This window comes from Novosphingobium sp. B 225, from assembly GCF_002198665.1.
GTDB lineage: Bacteria > Pseudomonadota > Alphaproteobacteria > Sphingomonadales > Sphingomonadaceae > Novosphingobium.
In genome coordinates this window covers 1-12,873 of record NZ_MWLM01000031.1, presented here as the reverse complement: position 1 = coordinate 12,873, position 12,873 = coordinate 1, and the positions used below count along the sequence as shown (strand labels likewise).

Sequence of the window (12,873 nt, the reverse complement as noted above, 5' to 3'; positions counted from 1 at the left end):
ATCGCCGGAGCGCTTGTGCCCAGCACGGTGGCGGAACGCAACTGTCTAAGCAGGAACGGGCAGCGGCGGCGATGCCCATTTCCGGCGCAGGTAAAGCCGTGCAGGCCGTTCGATCCACAGGAAGCTCAGCCGGGCGATGGCCACCATCGCGATCAGCCACAGTGCCAGGAACCAGCCCTGCCGCGCCAGATCAACCATGCCCTGCCCCGGCAGCAGCACCACCAGCAGCACCAGCTGCATCGGAATGTGCCACAGATAGAGGCCATAGGTGCAATCGCCGATCCACACCGCCGCGCGCCGCAGCCGGGTTCCTGCCCAGGGTTCGATTCCGGCCAGCAGCACCAGCATACCGCCGATGCCGACAACCGAGGCGGCATAGCGCAGCGGCACGGACGGCGCGAACAGCATCGCCGCCAGTGCTGCCAGCCATACCGCCAGCAGCGGGCCACGCTTGCCCGGATGCCCCGCCAGATGATCATTCAGCCGCGCGGCGGCGACCCCGGCAAAGAAGAAGAAGGCACAGGCCTGCACTTGTGATTTCGGCGCCAGACCAACCGTGGCCAGGCAGCCCATCAGCACCAGCAGGAACCCCACCGGCCCCAGCCCGGCCAGCCGATTGCGCCCCAGCCAGAACAGGCCATAGACCAGTACTTCGACCGAAACCGACCAGATCGGGCCGTTGAAAGTGTGAAACCCGGCATCCAGCCAGTTCGAGGCAAAACCCAGTTGCAGCAGGAAATGCGGCAGATCGAATCCACCGAACAGCAAGGTGGTGTTCAATCTGGCCAGCGCGGTGAATTGCAGCGCCGTGACCACCAACAGGGTCAGCAGATGCAGCGGATAGAGCCGCGCAAACCGATTCACCCAGAATTCGCGCGCGGAAACGTCGCGGCCAAGATAGGCCGATGCAAAGACGAAACCCGAAATCACCCAGAACAGCTGCACCGCCAGATAGCCATAATCATACAGCGGCGAGAGCCAGCTGCGCCCCGGTTCAAACCGCGCGCAATCCGCACAGGCCAGCACATCGACCCCGGCATTGCCGAAATTCTTGTAGTGGAACAACAGGATCGCCAGCGCGGCAAAGCCGCGCATGCCATCGATCAGGGCAAACCGGTCAGGGGCGTTGCGATCCTGCACGTGTGCTCTCTTGCTCCGTCTGGCCCGTATTTCAGATTGCCGAAAGGTCGCGCGGCGGGGCGGATGATGCGGCTGCATCCTCTGTGGCCCCGGCCCGGCTTGCCAGGCCGCGGCGGAACTGCTCGATCCGACTGTCCAGCATCCGCACCACCAGCCAGGCCAGCGCCATCGAAACCAGGACGGTGGCCAGCGTCCACAAGGTATCGCTCGTTTTCAGGACCGGAATCACCCCGATCAGCGAAAAGACCAGCAGATGATCGAGGTAGATCGGGAATGACAGTTCACCGAACGTGCGGTCGCGCCGGTTGTAGCGGCTCCAGCCATGGATTGCAGGCAGCCCGACTGCAACCAGCGCCAGCAGCGCCAGGCGCGGCGGGGTGAAGAACAGGTCCTCCGACCAGTTACCCAGATAGAGCGGCCAGGCCAGGATCGCGGCAGGGACCGCCAGGGCCAGCACCTTTGCCCAGCCTGTCTCCCAGCGCAGCTTGTTGGCGGCCCAGGCCTTGTAGGCCAGCACCCCGGCAAGGAACAACGCGAGTTCAAAGGGGAAGAACCGGAACGAGAGCGGATCATGCACCCAGCCAAATGCGGCCGCGATGATCCGCGCTGCAAACGAAAGTCCCGCAACAACCGCAATCTGCCACGCCGGGCGGCGGGCAATAAACGGGGCAATGGCATAGAACGTCAGCTCAAGGCTGAGCGACCAGGCCATCGGAATCATCATGTAATGGAAAACTTCGTCCCCGCCAGAACCCAGGAACTGTGACGACCAGACGAGGTGCCCTTCGCTGACCCGCAGCCACATCGGCAATTCCTGACCGAACACGGTGAAATTGAGCAGGCCCAGACCAATGCGCTCGATCACCGAAATCCGGTCTTCACCGTAGATCGCCAGCGGAGTGTCCATGCCCTTTGCCTGGAGCAGCGCAAACAGGCCAAGGTGGATCGCCAGAAAGAAGAAATAAATCCCGTAAATCCGCAGCGCGCGGTTGACGTAGAACGCGCGGTTGAGCGCGGGGCGATCATAGCGCTCGTTAAGCACCAGCCCCATGTAAAAACCTGAAATAATGAAGAAGCATTGCACCGCGAGCGGCCCGCCAATCATGACGTAGCCGCCGATCCCGCCGGTGTGTTCAAACAGCACCGCCAGTGCCAGCAAGACCCGCAACAACCCCATTCACACTGCTCCGCCGCGTCACGAGTGCACTGGCATAGGCGAACATGGTTAACGCGCGGTCACCACAGCCGGAGACGCGCTGGCCCGAAACGCGAAAAGCCGGACCTTGCGGCCCGGCTTTCCGGTTGGCAGCGCATTGGCGCCGGGTCAGTCGACCACGGCCACCATGTGCGGCAGCTTGGCAATGGCACCGCGCACTTCGGCGGTGTCTTCCAGTTCCACCACGCGGTGCATCTTGCCCAGGCCCAGGCCGATCAGAATCTTCTTCTGGCTTTCCGGGCGGCGGATCGGCGAACCGATCTGCTTGATCTTGATCTTCGCCATGGTCAATTACTCCACAATCGCATCGGCGGCAGCTTCTGCTTCCGCCGCGCTCGCACCGCCCCGACCCAGCAGGTCGGCGACTTTCTTTCCGCGACGCTGGGCGACCGACTTCGGCGAAGTCTGGTTGACCAGGCCGTCGAAAGTGGCGCGGATCATGTTGTAGGGGTTGCTGGTGCCGACCGACTTGGTCACCACGTCGGCCACGCCCAGGCTTTCAAAGACGGCGCGCATCGGGCCACCCGCGATGATCCCGGTCCCGGCCGGAGCCGAACGCAGGTTCACCTTGCCAGCGCCGAACCGGCCCTTGCAATCGTGATGCAGGGTGCGGCCTTCCTTGAGCGGAACGCGGACCATCTTCTTCTTGGCAGCAGCCGTCGCCTTGGTGATGGCTTCCGGCACTTCGCGGGCCTTGCCATGGCCAAAGCCGACCCGGCCCTTGCCGTCACCGACCACGACCAGTGCAGCAAAGCCAAAGCGCTTGCCGCCCTTCACGGTCTTGGAAACGCGGTTGATGTGGACGAGCTTTTCGATCAGCTCCTCGCCACCATCCTCGTCGCCGCCACGGCCCCGGCGATCATCGCGGCCACGGCCACGCTGCCCGCGGTCATTGCCGCCACGATCATTTCCGCCACGCCCGCGACCACGGCCACGGCCGCCATCACGATCGCCACCCTCGGGGGCAGCAGCAGCCACTTCGGCAACGACGCCTTCGGCTTCAATGTTGGTTTCGTCAGCCATCTTAGAACTCCAGCCCGCCTTCACGCGCAGCGTCAGCCAGCGCCTTGACGCGGCCATGGAACAGGAAGCCGCCGCGATCGAACACGACGGCAGTCACGCCAGCCTTCTTGGCAGCTTCGGCCAGGGTCTTGCCCACCGTAGCTGCGGCATCGACGTTCGCGCCGGCGGTCTTGCTGCCTTTGGTCAGCGAGCTTGCCGAAACGATGGTGCGGCCTGCCGCATCGTCGATGATCTGGGCGTAGATGTGACGGCCCGAACGGTGCACCGAAAGCCGCGGACGGCCACCAGCGCGCGCCTTGAGCGCGGTGCGAACGCGCCGACGGCGGCGCTCGAAAAGGGACAGCTTGGCCATTACTTCTTCTTCCCTTCCTTGCGGAAGATGAACTCGCCGCGGTACTTGATGCCCTTGCCCTTGTAGGGTTCAGGCTTCCGCCACCGGCGAATTTCGGCCGCAACCTGGCCGACCTTCTGCTTGTCGATGCCCGAGATCTCGATCGTGGTGTTGTCGGGCGTCTTGATTTCGATGCCTTCCGGCACGGCGAAATCGACGTCATGGCTGTAGCCGAGCTGCAGCTTCAGGTTCTTGCCCTGAGCATTGGCGCGGTAGCCGACGCCGGTGATTTCCAGCACCTTGGTGTAACCTTCGGTTACCCCGGTGACCAGATTGTCAACCAGCGTGCGCTGCATGCCCCAGAACGCCCGGGCCTGCTTGGTCGCATTGGCGGGCTTCACCTGGATGCTGCCGTCGTCCAGCGTATAGCTGATTTCGTCGCGCATGGTGAGCGAGAGGGTGCCCTTGGGCCCCTTGACGGTGAGGATGCCGTCCGCGATCGCGGCGGTAACGCCGCCGGGGACAACAACCGGCTTCTTGCCGATGCGGCTCATCAGAACACCTCCGCCAGCACTTCGCCACCGACATTCTGCGCGCGCGCTTCGGCATCCGAAAGCACACCGCGCGGCGTCGAGACGATGGTGATACCCAGGCCATTGCGGATCACCGGGAGTTCCTTGGAACCCGAGTAGACCCGGCGACCGGGCTTGGAGACACGGGCCACGTGCTTGATCGCAGGCTCGCCTTCGAAATACTTCAGTTCGATGCGCAGCTGCGGATGGGCGCCAGTGGCGTCCTCGCTGTAACCACGGATATAGCCTTCGCGCTGCAGCACTTCGAGCACGCGGGCGCGCAGCTTCGAAGCCGGCGAAAGGACAGAGTCCTTCTTCGCACGCTGGCCGTTACGGATGCGGGTGAGCATATCACCCAGGGGATCGGTCAATGCCATCGCTTTGGATCCTTACCAGCTCGACTTCGTCAGACCGGGGATAAGGCCCTTGTTGCCCTTGTCCCGCAGCTCAACACGACAAAGGCCGAACTTGCGATAGTAGCCGCGGGGGCGGCCGGTGGTGGCGCAGCGGTTGCGAACCCGGGTCGGGTTGCCGTTGCGGGGGATTTCGGCAAGCTTCAGACGCGCGATCAGGCGTTCGGTATCGTCGACGGTCTTGTCGTCGGCAATCGCCTTCAGCTTCGCGTACTTGGCCGCGTACTTCTTGACGAGCAGCTTGCGCTTCTCGTTCTTGTTTACGGAACTCAGTTTCGCCATGGACTTAAGCTCTCTCTATCTCAGGCCGCTTCAGCGGTTTCGGCTTCAGCCGGGAACGGGAACCCGAACAGGCGAAGCAGTTCGCGCGCTTCGTCGTCGGTCTTGGCGGTGGTGGTGATGATGATATCCATCCCACGCACCTTCTCGATCTGGTCGTAGCTGATCTCGGGGAAGATGATCTGCTCTTTCAGGCCCATGGCATAGTTGCCACGGCCGTCGAACGACTTGGCGTTCAGACCACGGAAGTCGCGGATGCGGGGCATCGCCACAGTGATCAACCGGTCGAGGAATTCGTACATGCGTTCACGGCGCAGGGTAACCTTGCAACCGATCGGCATGCCTTCACGCAGCTTGAACTGCGCGATCGACTTCTTCGCCTTGGTGATCACGGGCTTCTGGCCAGCAATCAGCTCCATTTCAGCGGCGGCAGTCGTGACCTTCTTCTTGTCCTGGCTGCCTTCGCCAACGCCCATGTTGATCGTGATCTTCTCGATCTTGGGCACTTCCATGTGGTTCTTGTAACCGAACTTTTCGGTCATCGCCTTGGCGATGTCAGCGTCATACTTGGTGCGCAGACGCGGAACGTACTTGTCAGCCATCGATCGTCTCCCCGGACTTCACGGCCACGCGGACCTTCTTTCCGTCCTTGGTTTCGAAGCGAACGCGCGAGGGCTTGCCATCGACGGCCAGACCGACCTTCGAGATTGCCATCGGCGCTTCGCGGCGTTCGATCCCGCCCTGCGGGTTCACCTGGGTCGGCTTACGGTGGCGGGCAGCGACATTAACGCCGGCAACCACAACCTTGCCTTCCTTGGGCATGACCTGAAGGACAGTGCCGGTGCGGCCCTTGTCCTTGCCCGAACGAACGACAACGCTGTCGCCCTTCTTGATCTTAGCGGCGGCCATTACAGCACCTCCGGCGCAAGGCTGATGATCTTCATATAGCCCTTGCCGCGCAGTTCGCGGACCACGGGGCCGAAGATACGGGTGCCGATGGGTTCGGCGTTCTTGTTGATCAGCACGGCAGCATTGCTGTCGAAACGGATCACGCTGCCATCGGTACGGCGCACTTCCTTGCGGGTGCGAACGATGACGGCACGGTGGACGTCGCCCTTCTTCACCTTGGTGCGGGGCTGCGCTTCCTTGACCGACACCACGATGATGTCGCCCACGCCGGCAGTCCGGCGCTTTGAGCCGCCCAGCACCTTGATGCACTGGACGCGCTTGGCGCCGCTGTTGTCAGCGACGTCGAGCTGGGATTGCATCTGGATCATTGATCCGGTTCCTTCCTAGTGGCTTGCCGAAACCAGTCCGGCAGTTCCAAAAAGCTTCTTTGACTTAAACGTCAGCCTCAACCGCAGCGGTCTTGCCAGCGGTCACCCGCTCAACCACCGTCCAGTTCTTGAGCTTCGAAAGCGGGCGGGTCTCTTCGATCCGCACGGTTTCGCCGGTCTTGTAGGCGTTGTCTTCGTCGTGGGCATGATACTTCTTCGAACGACGGATGATCTTCCCGTAGAGCGGGTGCTTCACCTTGCGTTCGACCTTCACGACCACGGTCTTGTCGGTCTTGTCGGAAACCACGGTCCCGATCAGGATACGCTTGGGCATCGTGGGCTCCTTACTTCGCTACGGTGCGGGCGCGTTCGCCCTGCAGCGTCTTGATGCGGGCGATGTCGCGACGCACTTCCTTGATGCGCGCCGGGCGTTCCAGCTGATTGGTCGCAGCCTGGAAACGCAGGTTGAACGCCTCGCGCTTCAGTTCGCCCAGGTCAGCGGTCAGCTGGTCGTCGCTCTTCGCGCGCAGATCTTCAGCCTTGGCCATCATTCACCTCCGAGGTGGCTGGTGTCACCGAGACGGGCGATCACCTTGGTCTTGATCGGCAGCTTCATCGCTGCACGGCTGAACGCCTCGGCAGCAAGCGGACCGGCAACGCCATCGAGTTCGAACAGGATGCGGCCCGGCTTGACGCGAGCTGCCCAGTATTCGATCGAGCCCTTGCCCTTGCCCTGACGGACTTCGGCAGGCTTCTTCGAAACCGGCACGTCCGGGAAGACGCGGATCCAGAGACGGCCCTGGCGCTTGATGTGGCGAGTGATCGCACGGCGAGCCGCTTCGATCTGACGCGCGGTGATCCGTTCCGGTTCCAGAGCCTTGAGGCCATAGGAGCCGAAGTTCAGATCGGTGCCGCCCTTGGCGTCGCCCTTGATCCGGCCCTTGAAGGCCTTGCGGAACTTGGTTTTCTTCGGTTGCAGCATGACTTAGTTCCTGCGGTCTTCACGCGCCGGACGGACGCCCGAGGTCTGGGCTTCCATCATCAGCCGGTCCTGCGCCATCGGGTCGTGGCCAAGGATTTCGCCCTTGAACACCCACACCTTGATACCGATGATGCCATAAGTGGTCAGCGCTTCGGCTTCGGCGTAGTCGATGTTGGCGCGCAGGGTGTGCAGCGGCACACGGCCTTCGCGGTACTGTTCGACACGGGCGATTTCAGCGCCGCCGAGACGGCCGCCGCACACCACCTTGATGCCTTCGGCACCCAGGCGCATGGCCGACTGCATCGCGCGCTTCATCGCACGGCGGAAGGCAACGCGGCGGATCAGCTGATCGGCAATGCCCTGAGCAACCAGCTTGGCGTCGATTTCCGGCTTGCGGATTTCAACGATGTTCAGCTTGACGTCGCTGTCGGTCATCTTGGCCAGCTGCGAACGCAGCTTTTCGATGTCCGCGCCCTTCTTGCCGATGATCACGCCCGGACGGGCGGCATAGATCGACACGCGGCACAGCTTGGCCGGACGCTCGATCACCACTTTCGAAATCGCGGCCTGGGGCAGCGTTTCCATGATGAACTTGCGCATCTTGAGGTCTTCCTCAAGCAGCTTTCCGTAGCTTTTGCCTTCGGCGTACCAACGGCTGTCCCAGGTCCGGTTGATCTGGAGACGCAGCCCGATGGGATTGGATTTATGACCCATGGATCAGGCCTCCCCTGCTTGTTCGGTGACTTCGCGAACCACGATCCGCAGCCGGCTGAACGGCTTGAGGATGCGGGTCGACTTGCCACGGCCACGGGTGTGGAACCGCTTCATCGTGATCGACTTGCCAACGCTGGCTTCGGCCACGACCAGTGCGTCAACATCCAGGTTGTGGTTGTTTTCCGCATTGGCGATCGCCGAAGCGAGCACCTTGCGCGCATCGACCGCCATCGCCCGCTTCGAGAAAGCGAGAATGTTCATCGCTTCCTCAACCTTTTTGCCGCGGATCAGAGTCGCGACCAGGTTGAGCTTCTGGGCCGAGCCACGGATCGTGGTGCCGACCGAGAGGGCCTCGTTGTCACCAACGCGGCGCGGAGCTTTTGCCTTGCCCATTAGCGCTTGCCCTTCTTGTCGGCAGCGTGGCCGGGGAAGGTGCGCGTGGGCGCAAATTCACCAAGCTTGTGGCCGACCATGTCTTCGTTGACCGAGACGGGGATGAACTTGTGACCGTTGTAGACGTTGAACGTCAAACCAACGAACTGCGGCAGGATCGTCGAACGACGCGACCAGGTCTTGATCGGACTGGCGCGGGTGCCCTGATCCTGCATGGCTTCCGCCTTTTTCAGCAGGTGCAGGTCGACGAAGGGGCCTTTCCAGACGGAACGTGCCATGGTGGCTTACCTCTTCTTCTTCGCGTGACGCGAACGGATAATCATCTTGTCCGTCTGCTTGTTGTTGCGGGTACGGGCACCCTTGGTCGGCTTGCCCCACGGGGTTACCGGATGACGGCCACCCGAGGTGCGGCCTTCACCACCACCGTGCGGGTGGTCGACCGGGTTCTTGGCGACGCCGCGGGTCAGCGGGCGGATGCCCTTCCAGCGGTTGCGGCCAGCCTTGGCGAGATTGGTGTTCTGGTTGTCGGGGTTCGACACCGCACCGATCGTGCCCATGCAATCGCCGCGCAGGTAACGCTGCTCGCCCGAATTGAGGCGCGCGATCACCATGCCGCGGTCACGGCCCACTACCTGGACATAAGTCCCGGCCGAACGGGCGATCTGCCCGCCCTTGCCCGGCTTCATTTCCACGTTGTGGCAGATGGTGCCAACCGGCATCTGGCTGAGCAGCATCGCGTTGCCCGGCTTCACGTCGGTCTTTTCACCGGCAATCACCGTGTCGCCAACGGCAAGCCGCTGCGGCGCAATGATATAGGCCTGTTCACCATCGGTGTACTTGACCAGCGCGATGAACGCGGTGCGGTTGGGATCGTATTCCAGGCGTTCCACAGTCGCGGGCATGTCCCACTTGCGGCGCTTGAAATCGATGAACCGGTACTTCTGCTTGTGACCGCCAGCGATCCCGCGCGAAGTGACGTGGCCCTTGTTGTTACGGCCACCGGTCTTGCGCTTGCCTTCGGTCAGCGCCTTGACAGGCTTGCCCTTCCACAGCGCCGAGCGGTCGACCAGGATCAGGCCGCGGCGTGCGGGGCTGGTCGGGTTATAGTTCTTGAGTGCCATGGTGCGCCTCAGATCCCGCTGGTGACGTCGATCGACTGGCCTTCAGCCAGACGAACGATCGCCTTCTTGACGTCCGAACGGCGATAGGGCTTGCCCTTCCACCGCTTGGTCTTGCCCTTCTGGGTCAGGGTGTTCACAGCGACCACCTTGACGTCGAACAGGGCTTCGACCGCAGCCTTGATCTGCGGCTTGGTGGCGCTTTCGACCACCTTGAAGACCACGGCATTGTTTTCGCTGAGCAGCGTCGACTTTTCAGTGATGTGGGGAGCCACGATCACGTCATAGTGACGCGTGTCGATTGCTTCCTTAGCCATTGAAACGCGCCTCCAGCTTTTCGACCGCGGCGCGCGTCAGCACCAGCGTGTCATGCTTCAGGATGTCATAGACGTTCGCGCCGATCGCCGGGAGGACGTTGACACCGATCAGGTTGCGGACGCTGCGGGCGAAATCGGCGTTCACCGCTTCACCATCGATCACCAGCACCTTCTTGCCCCAGTTCGCCTTGGCGAGCTGTGCGGCAACGGCCTTGGTCTTGGCATCCTTGACGTCGAGCGTATCGACGACAACCAGGTTGGCCTTGGCCTTGGACGACAGCGCCATCTTCAGACCCAGCGCGCGGACCTTCTTGTTCAGCGAGACGTCAAACTCACGGCGGCGCGCGCCGTGGGCCTTGCCGCCGCCGATGAACACGGGGGCTGCACGGTCGCCGTGACGGGCGGTACCGCCACCCTTCTGGTTGCCGAACTTCTTGCCGGTACGGGCAACTTCGGAACGCTCGCGGGTGGCGCGGGCGATGCCGCGACGGTTTTCGAGCTGCCAGGTGACAACGCGGTGCAGAATGTCGGCGCGCGGTTCAAGACCGAACACGTCATCATTCAGTTCGACGTCGCCCTTGCCGGCGCTGCCATCGAGATTGGAAAGCTTTACCTTCACGACTTAGCCCTCCTGGCCTTCACCGGCTTCCGGAGCTTCAACCACCTCGGCGGGGGTATCAGCGGGAGCGGCGATATTGCTGTTGGCGGCCTGCTTGAGGCCAGCGGGATAGGGCGCTTCGGCGTGGCGCGAGACCTTGACCGAATCCTTGACGGTCAGCCAGGCGTTCTTCGAACCGGGGACCGAACCCTTGACGAAGATCAGCCCGCGTTCGTCATCGACGCGCACGACTTCCAGGTTCTGCTGAGTGCGCTGGCGATCGCCCATGTGGCCGGCCATCTTCTTGTTCTTGAAGACGCGGCCCGGATCCTGGCGGTTACCGGTCGAACCGTGGGCACGGTGGCTGATCGAAACGCCGTGGGTGGCGCGCATACCGCCGAAACCCCAACGCTTCATCGCCCCGGCGAAACCCTTGCCCTGGGTGTGGCCCGAAATGTCGACCAGCTGACCCACCGCAAAGTGCGAGGCCGCGATCGTCGCGCCAACTTCAAGGACGGCATCGTCCGCAACGCGGAATTCGACAACCTGCTGCTTCAGCGGCACTTCCGCCTTGGCGAAATGTTCACGCTGCGGCTTGGCAACATTCTTCTGCTTGGCAGCACCGGCGCCCAGCTGAACCGCGACGTAACCGTCACGTTCAGCGGTGCGGACCGAAACCACCTGGCAATCTTCCAAAGCCAGAACGGTGACGGGCACGTGCCGCCCATCGTCCTGAAACAGGCGGGTCATCCCCACCTTCTTTGCGATCACGCCAGTACGCATGATCCTTCTCCTACAGAGGCCTGCAGGGACCATCCCCACAGGCGTGTCCAGCCCAATTTGTGATGCGAGCCCCGTCCGGGCTGGGTGCCCCCTCACAAGTGAGAGAGCGAGACGGGGGACGCATGCCCGGGGCAAGCCCCGGAGGTATCCCTTGTGTCCCCGGCCTCACGCCGGGGCTCTGTCTCGTCGCAGAACTGGCCTGCTAGGAGCCGGGCCGAAGCCCGGAAGGAAAAGGACCGAGAGGTCCGAAACTTTCGATCGCGCTGCTTAGGCCAGCTTGATCTCAACATTGACGCCGGCCGCCAGGTCGAGCTTCATCAGCGCGTCCACGGTGGTGGCGTTCGGCTGCACGATGTCGAGCAGACGCTTGTAGGTGCGCACTTCGAACTGCTCACGCGACTTCTTGTCGATGTGCGGTCCGCGGTTGACGCAGAACTTCTCAATCTTCGTCGGCAGAGGAATGGGGCCCCGGATCAGAGCGCCGGTACGACGCGCGGTTTCCGCAATTTCGCCGGTCGCCTGATCAAGCACGCGGTGATCGAATGCCTTGAGACGAATGCGAATATTCTGAGCTTCCATTGTATCCTACCGATGAGAAAGAGCCACGGGGACTTTCACCCCGACCAAATTCGAGCCGCGCCCCTACACAGCATGGGGGATTCGCGCAAGCGCTGATTTCGGGAATTTTCGGTGGGGGCGGATAGCTTCACCGGGGACATGCTATTGCGTGCCCCCGTCCGACATTCAAGCCACGGCGATGATTTTAGGGGTTTACGGACGTGTCACCGTAATTGCCATGGCAAAGCAAAGCGGCAAGCCTCTGCTGCCAGGCAAACGTGGGCCAAAGCCCAAGGGTAATTAGNATTAGGGGTTTACGGACGTGTCACCGTAATTCCTTGCCGGTCAGATTGACAGAAAGATATATTCGGATCGCTTCGGAACGTTCACAACGACACATGGCACGGGCAGCGCTCAATTTTTCGGAGGAGCGCGCGATTGGCTTAACGGAAAATTGGGTCCTGGAATCTTCGAAGGTCTGAACGAAGATGCTGCTGCATATGCCAAGCAGAATTTTAATGGGTGCTAGTCTCGTGAGGTATAGAACATGCCTTTCGCATATTGCCGTGAGCGTTGCGCTGACTATTTTAGTCGCTAGCTGCAAGAAAGAGGAATCTGACTTGAATAAAATATATAGTCGAAATTTGATCTTGCAGCATGTCAGGGAAACGGAATTGGAAACCGTTCTTAATGGCATAGCGACGGCTACGGATACCTCTCAGAAAGATGTTCGAAAGGACGCCGACGGGAACGACATGTTCCTCTACTCCAGTAACAATGTGGTCATTTTCGTACGTCGAAAGTTTGATGAGCCGTGCGGCGAATTAGGCTGTTCATGGAAGGTAGACGTTAGTCCCGCCAAGACGGCTCTGCCAGAAGCTTCCCAGAAAGAAATCGTAGATTCTGTGTTCACTTCGATGGTTGGAGCCAACGATATCCAATCCCATTTGCAATTACGGGCAATTACGGTGACACGTCCGTAAACCCCCTCTGTGGACGCCCCCACGGATGCAAGCGCTAAATTTGGGTATTGCACGGTGTCGGATGCTGCCTTCTGTCCGGCCTGTTGATGCAGCGCGTTGCTGCTGGGAATTACAGTGGGGAATTACAGTGACACGGAATTACAGTGACACGTCCGTAAACCCCCAAACTCCATCGC

General features: G+C 61.6%; 22 protein-coding genes. All 22 read right to left on the bottom strand.

Annotated elements, in window-relative coordinates:
- Positions 1 to 45: 45 nt before the first annotated feature.
- The 22 genes from MNBBLIKP_RS04245 to rpsJ all read right to left on the bottom strand — a co-directional run bounded on the left by MNBBLIKP_RS04245 (position 46) and on the right by rpsJ (position 11,735).
- Positions 46 to 1,140, bottom strand: coding sequence for an acyltransferase family protein (locus tag MNBBLIKP_RS04245; RefSeq protein ID WP_176399650.1), 1,095 nt, complete (start codon positions 1,138 to 1,140; stop codon positions 46 to 48).
- Between the two features lie 31 nt (positions 1,141 to 1,171).
- Positions 1,172 to 2,317, bottom strand: coding sequence for an acyltransferase family protein (locus tag MNBBLIKP_RS04240; protein WP_088307806.1), 1,146 nt, complete (start codon positions 2,315 to 2,317; stop codon positions 1,172 to 1,174).
- Between the two features lie 147 nt (positions 2,318 to 2,464).
- Positions 2,465 to 2,641: a 50S ribosomal protein L30 gene (rpmD, locus tag MNBBLIKP_RS04235; protein WP_088307932.1), complete on the bottom strand. Its 177-nt coding sequence runs from the start codon at positions 2,639 to 2,641 to the stop codon at positions 2,465 to 2,467.
- Between the two features lie 6 nt (positions 2,642 to 2,647).
- Positions 2,648 to 3,379, bottom strand: coding sequence for a 30S ribosomal protein S5 (gene rpsE, locus MNBBLIKP_RS04230; RefSeq protein ID WP_088307804.1), 732 nt, complete (start codon positions 3,377 to 3,379; stop codon positions 2,648 to 2,650).
- 1 nt (position 3,380) lies between these two features.
- Positions 3,381 to 3,731, bottom strand: a complete 351-nt coding sequence (rplR, locus tag MNBBLIKP_RS04225; protein WP_088307802.1) for a 50S ribosomal protein L18 — start codon at positions 3,729 to 3,731, stop codon at positions 3,381 to 3,383.
- Entirely contained in the window at positions 3,731 to 4,264 is a 534-nt protein-coding gene (gene rplF, locus MNBBLIKP_RS04220; protein ID WP_088307800.1) for a 50S ribosomal protein L6, read from the bottom strand. The genes rplR and rplF overlap by 1 nt, the downstream gene beginning before the upstream one ends.
- The gene (rpsH, locus tag MNBBLIKP_RS04215; RefSeq protein WP_088307798.1) at positions 4,264 to 4,659 is read right to left on the bottom strand and encodes a 30S ribosomal protein S8; all 396 of its coding nucleotides are present in this window, start codon (positions 4,657 to 4,659) and stop codon (positions 4,264 to 4,266) included. Before rpsH ends, rplF begins: the two co-directional genes overlap by 1 nt.
- A gap of 12 nt (positions 4,660 to 4,671) precedes the next feature.
- Positions 4,672 to 4,977, bottom strand: a complete 306-nt coding sequence (rpsN, locus tag MNBBLIKP_RS04210; RefSeq protein ID WP_088307796.1) for a 30S ribosomal protein S14 — start codon at positions 4,975 to 4,977, stop codon at positions 4,672 to 4,674.
- 20 nt (positions 4,978 to 4,997) lie between these two features.
- Positions 4,998 to 5,576 carry a 50S ribosomal protein L5 gene (rplE, locus tag MNBBLIKP_RS04205; RefSeq protein ID WP_088307794.1) on the bottom strand — a complete coding sequence of 193 codons (579 nt, stop codon included), beginning with the start codon at positions 5,574 to 5,576 and terminating at the stop codon, positions 4,998 to 5,000.
- On the bottom strand, positions 5,569 to 5,883 hold the full coding sequence (rplX, locus tag MNBBLIKP_RS04200; RefSeq protein WP_088307792.1) for a 50S ribosomal protein L24: 315 nt from the start codon (positions 5,881 to 5,883) through the stop codon (positions 5,569 to 5,571). The genes rplE and rplX overlap by 8 nt, the downstream gene beginning before the upstream one ends.
- Complete coding sequence (gene rplN, locus MNBBLIKP_RS04195; protein ID WP_088307790.1) at positions 5,883 to 6,251, bottom strand: 50S ribosomal protein L14; 369 nt, start codon at positions 6,249 to 6,251, stop codon at positions 5,883 to 5,885. Before rplN ends, rplX begins: the two co-directional genes overlap by 1 nt.
- A gap of 64 nt (positions 6,252 to 6,315) precedes the next feature.
- Positions 6,316 to 6,585 carry a 30S ribosomal protein S17 gene (gene rpsQ / locus MNBBLIKP_RS04190; RefSeq protein ID WP_088307788.1) on the bottom strand — a complete coding sequence of 90 codons (270 nt, stop codon included), beginning with the start codon at positions 6,583 to 6,585 and terminating at the stop codon, positions 6,316 to 6,318.
- 10 nt (positions 6,586 to 6,595) lie between these two features.
- Positions 6,596 to 6,802 carry a 50S ribosomal protein L29 gene (gene rpmC / locus MNBBLIKP_RS04185; RefSeq protein ID WP_088307786.1) on the bottom strand — a complete coding sequence of 69 codons (207 nt, stop codon included), beginning with the start codon at positions 6,800 to 6,802 and terminating at the stop codon, positions 6,596 to 6,598.
- A complete protein-coding gene (rplP, locus tag MNBBLIKP_RS04180; protein ID WP_088307784.1) occupies positions 6,799 to 7,233 on the bottom strand; it encodes a 50S ribosomal protein L16 in 435 nt (144 codons plus the stop codon). The genes rpmC and rplP overlap by 4 nt, the downstream gene beginning before the upstream one ends.
- Positions 7,234 to 7,236: 3 nt before the next feature.
- Positions 7,237 to 7,947 carry a 30S ribosomal protein S3 gene (gene rpsC, locus MNBBLIKP_RS04175; RefSeq protein ID WP_088307782.1) on the bottom strand — a complete coding sequence of 237 codons (711 nt, stop codon included), beginning with the start codon at positions 7,945 to 7,947 and terminating at the stop codon, positions 7,237 to 7,239.
- A gap of 3 nt (positions 7,948 to 7,950) precedes the next feature.
- On the bottom strand, positions 7,951 to 8,340 hold the full coding sequence (gene rplV, locus MNBBLIKP_RS04170; RefSeq protein WP_088307780.1) for a 50S ribosomal protein L22: 390 nt from the start codon (positions 8,338 to 8,340) through the stop codon (positions 7,951 to 7,953).
- The gene (gene rpsS / locus MNBBLIKP_RS04165) at positions 8,340 to 8,618 is read right to left on the bottom strand and encodes a 30S ribosomal protein S19 (protein WP_088307778.1); all 279 of its coding nucleotides are present in this window, start codon (positions 8,616 to 8,618) and stop codon (positions 8,340 to 8,342) included. Before rpsS ends, rplV begins: the two co-directional genes overlap by 1 nt.
- A 6-nt stretch (positions 8,619 to 8,624) precedes the next feature.
- Positions 8,625 to 9,461 carry a 50S ribosomal protein L2 gene (gene rplB / locus MNBBLIKP_RS04160; protein WP_088307776.1) on the bottom strand — a complete coding sequence of 279 codons (837 nt, stop codon included), beginning with the start codon at positions 9,459 to 9,461 and terminating at the stop codon, positions 8,625 to 8,627.
- A gap of 8 nt (positions 9,462 to 9,469) precedes the next feature.
- Positions 9,470 to 9,775: a 50S ribosomal protein L23 gene (locus MNBBLIKP_RS04155; RefSeq protein WP_088307774.1), complete on the bottom strand. Its 306-nt coding sequence runs from the start codon at positions 9,773 to 9,775 to the stop codon at positions 9,470 to 9,472.
- Complete coding sequence (gene rplD / locus MNBBLIKP_RS04150; RefSeq protein WP_088307772.1) at positions 9,768 to 10,394, bottom strand: 50S ribosomal protein L4; 627 nt, start codon at positions 10,392 to 10,394, stop codon at positions 9,768 to 9,770. Before rplD ends, MNBBLIKP_RS04155 begins: the two co-directional genes overlap by 8 nt.
- A gap of 3 nt (positions 10,395 to 10,397) precedes the next feature.
- Positions 10,398 to 11,156, bottom strand: coding sequence for a 50S ribosomal protein L3 (gene rplC / locus MNBBLIKP_RS04145; RefSeq protein ID WP_088307770.1), 759 nt, complete (start codon positions 11,154 to 11,156; stop codon positions 10,398 to 10,400).
- 267 nt (positions 11,157 to 11,423) lie between these two features.
- Complete coding sequence (gene rpsJ, locus MNBBLIKP_RS04140; protein WP_088307768.1) at positions 11,424 to 11,735, bottom strand: 30S ribosomal protein S10; 312 nt, start codon at positions 11,733 to 11,735, stop codon at positions 11,424 to 11,426.
- Positions 11,736 to 12,873 lie beyond the last annotated feature (1,138 nt).

What these genes read in the sequence shown, in the direction of transcription:
- MNBBLIKP_RS04240 (WP_088307806.1), bottom strand. Translation starts at nt 2,317, where the DNA reads ATGGGGTTGTTGCGGGTCTTGCTGGCACTGGCGGTGCTGTTTGAACAC.
- rpmD (WP_088307932.1), bottom strand. Translation starts at nt 2,641, where the DNA reads ATGGCGAAGATCAAGATCAAGCAGATCGGTTCGCCGATCCGCCGCCCG.
- rpsE (WP_088307804.1), bottom strand. Translation starts at nt 3,379, where the DNA reads ATGGCTGACGAAACCAACATTGAAGCCGAAGGCGTCGTTGCCGAAGTG.
- rplR (WP_088307802.1), bottom strand. Translation starts at nt 3,731, where the DNA reads ATGGCCAAGCTGTCCCTTTTCGAGCGCCGCCGTCGGCGCGTTCGCACC.
- rplF (WP_088307800.1), bottom strand. Translation starts at nt 4,264, where the DNA reads ATGAGCCGCATCGGCAAGAAGCCGGTTGTTGTCCCCGGCGGCGTTACC.
- rpsH (WP_088307798.1), bottom strand. Translation starts at nt 4,659, where the DNA reads ATGGCATTGACCGATCCCCTGGGTGATATGCTCACCCGCATCCGTAAC.
- rpsN (WP_088307796.1), bottom strand. Translation starts at nt 4,977, where the DNA reads ATGGCGAAACTGAGTTCCGTAAACAAGAACGAGAAGCGCAAGCTGCTC.
- rplE (WP_088307794.1), bottom strand. Translation starts at nt 5,576, where the DNA reads ATGGCTGACAAGTACGTTCCGCGTCTGCGCACCAAGTATGACGCTGAC.
- rplX (WP_088307792.1), bottom strand. Translation starts at nt 5,883, where the DNA reads ATGGCCGCCGCTAAGATCAAGAAGGGCGACAGCGTTGTCGTTCGTTCG.
- rplN (WP_088307790.1), bottom strand. Translation starts at nt 6,251, where the DNA reads ATGATCCAGATGCAATCCCAGCTCGACGTCGCTGACAACAGCGGCGCC.
- rpsQ (WP_088307788.1), bottom strand. Translation starts at nt 6,585, where the DNA reads ATGCCCAAGCGTATCCTGATCGGGACCGTGGTTTCCGACAAGACCGAC.
- rpmC (WP_088307786.1), bottom strand. Translation starts at nt 6,802, where the DNA reads ATGATGGCCAAGGCTGAAGATCTGCGCGCGAAGAGCGACGACCAGCTG.
- rplP (WP_088307784.1), bottom strand. Translation starts at nt 7,233, where the DNA reads ATGCTGCAACCGAAGAAAACCAAGTTCCGCAAGGCCTTCAAGGGCCGG.
- rpsC (WP_088307782.1), bottom strand. Translation starts at nt 7,947, where the DNA reads ATGGGTCATAAATCCAATCCCATCGGGCTGCGTCTCCAGATCAACCGG.
- rplV (WP_088307780.1), bottom strand. Translation starts at nt 8,340, where the DNA reads ATGGGCAAGGCAAAAGCTCCGCGCCGCGTTGGTGACAACGAGGCCCTC.
- rpsS (WP_088307778.1), bottom strand. Translation starts at nt 8,618, where the DNA reads ATGGCACGTTCCGTCTGGAAAGGCCCCTTCGTCGACCTGCACCTGCTG.
- rplB (WP_088307776.1), bottom strand. Translation starts at nt 9,461, where the DNA reads ATGGCACTCAAGAACTATAACCCGACCAGCCCCGCACGCCGCGGCCTG.
- MNBBLIKP_RS04155 (WP_088307774.1), bottom strand. Translation starts at nt 9,775, where the DNA reads ATGGCTAAGGAAGCAATCGACACGCGTCACTATGACGTGATCGTGGCT.
- rplC (WP_088307770.1), bottom strand. Translation starts at nt 11,156, where the DNA reads ATGCGTACTGGCGTGATCGCAAAGAAGGTGGGGATGACCCGCCTGTTT.
- rpsJ (WP_088307768.1), bottom strand. Translation starts at nt 11,735, where the DNA reads ATGGAAGCTCAGAATATTCGCATTCGTCTCAAGGCATTCGATCACCGC.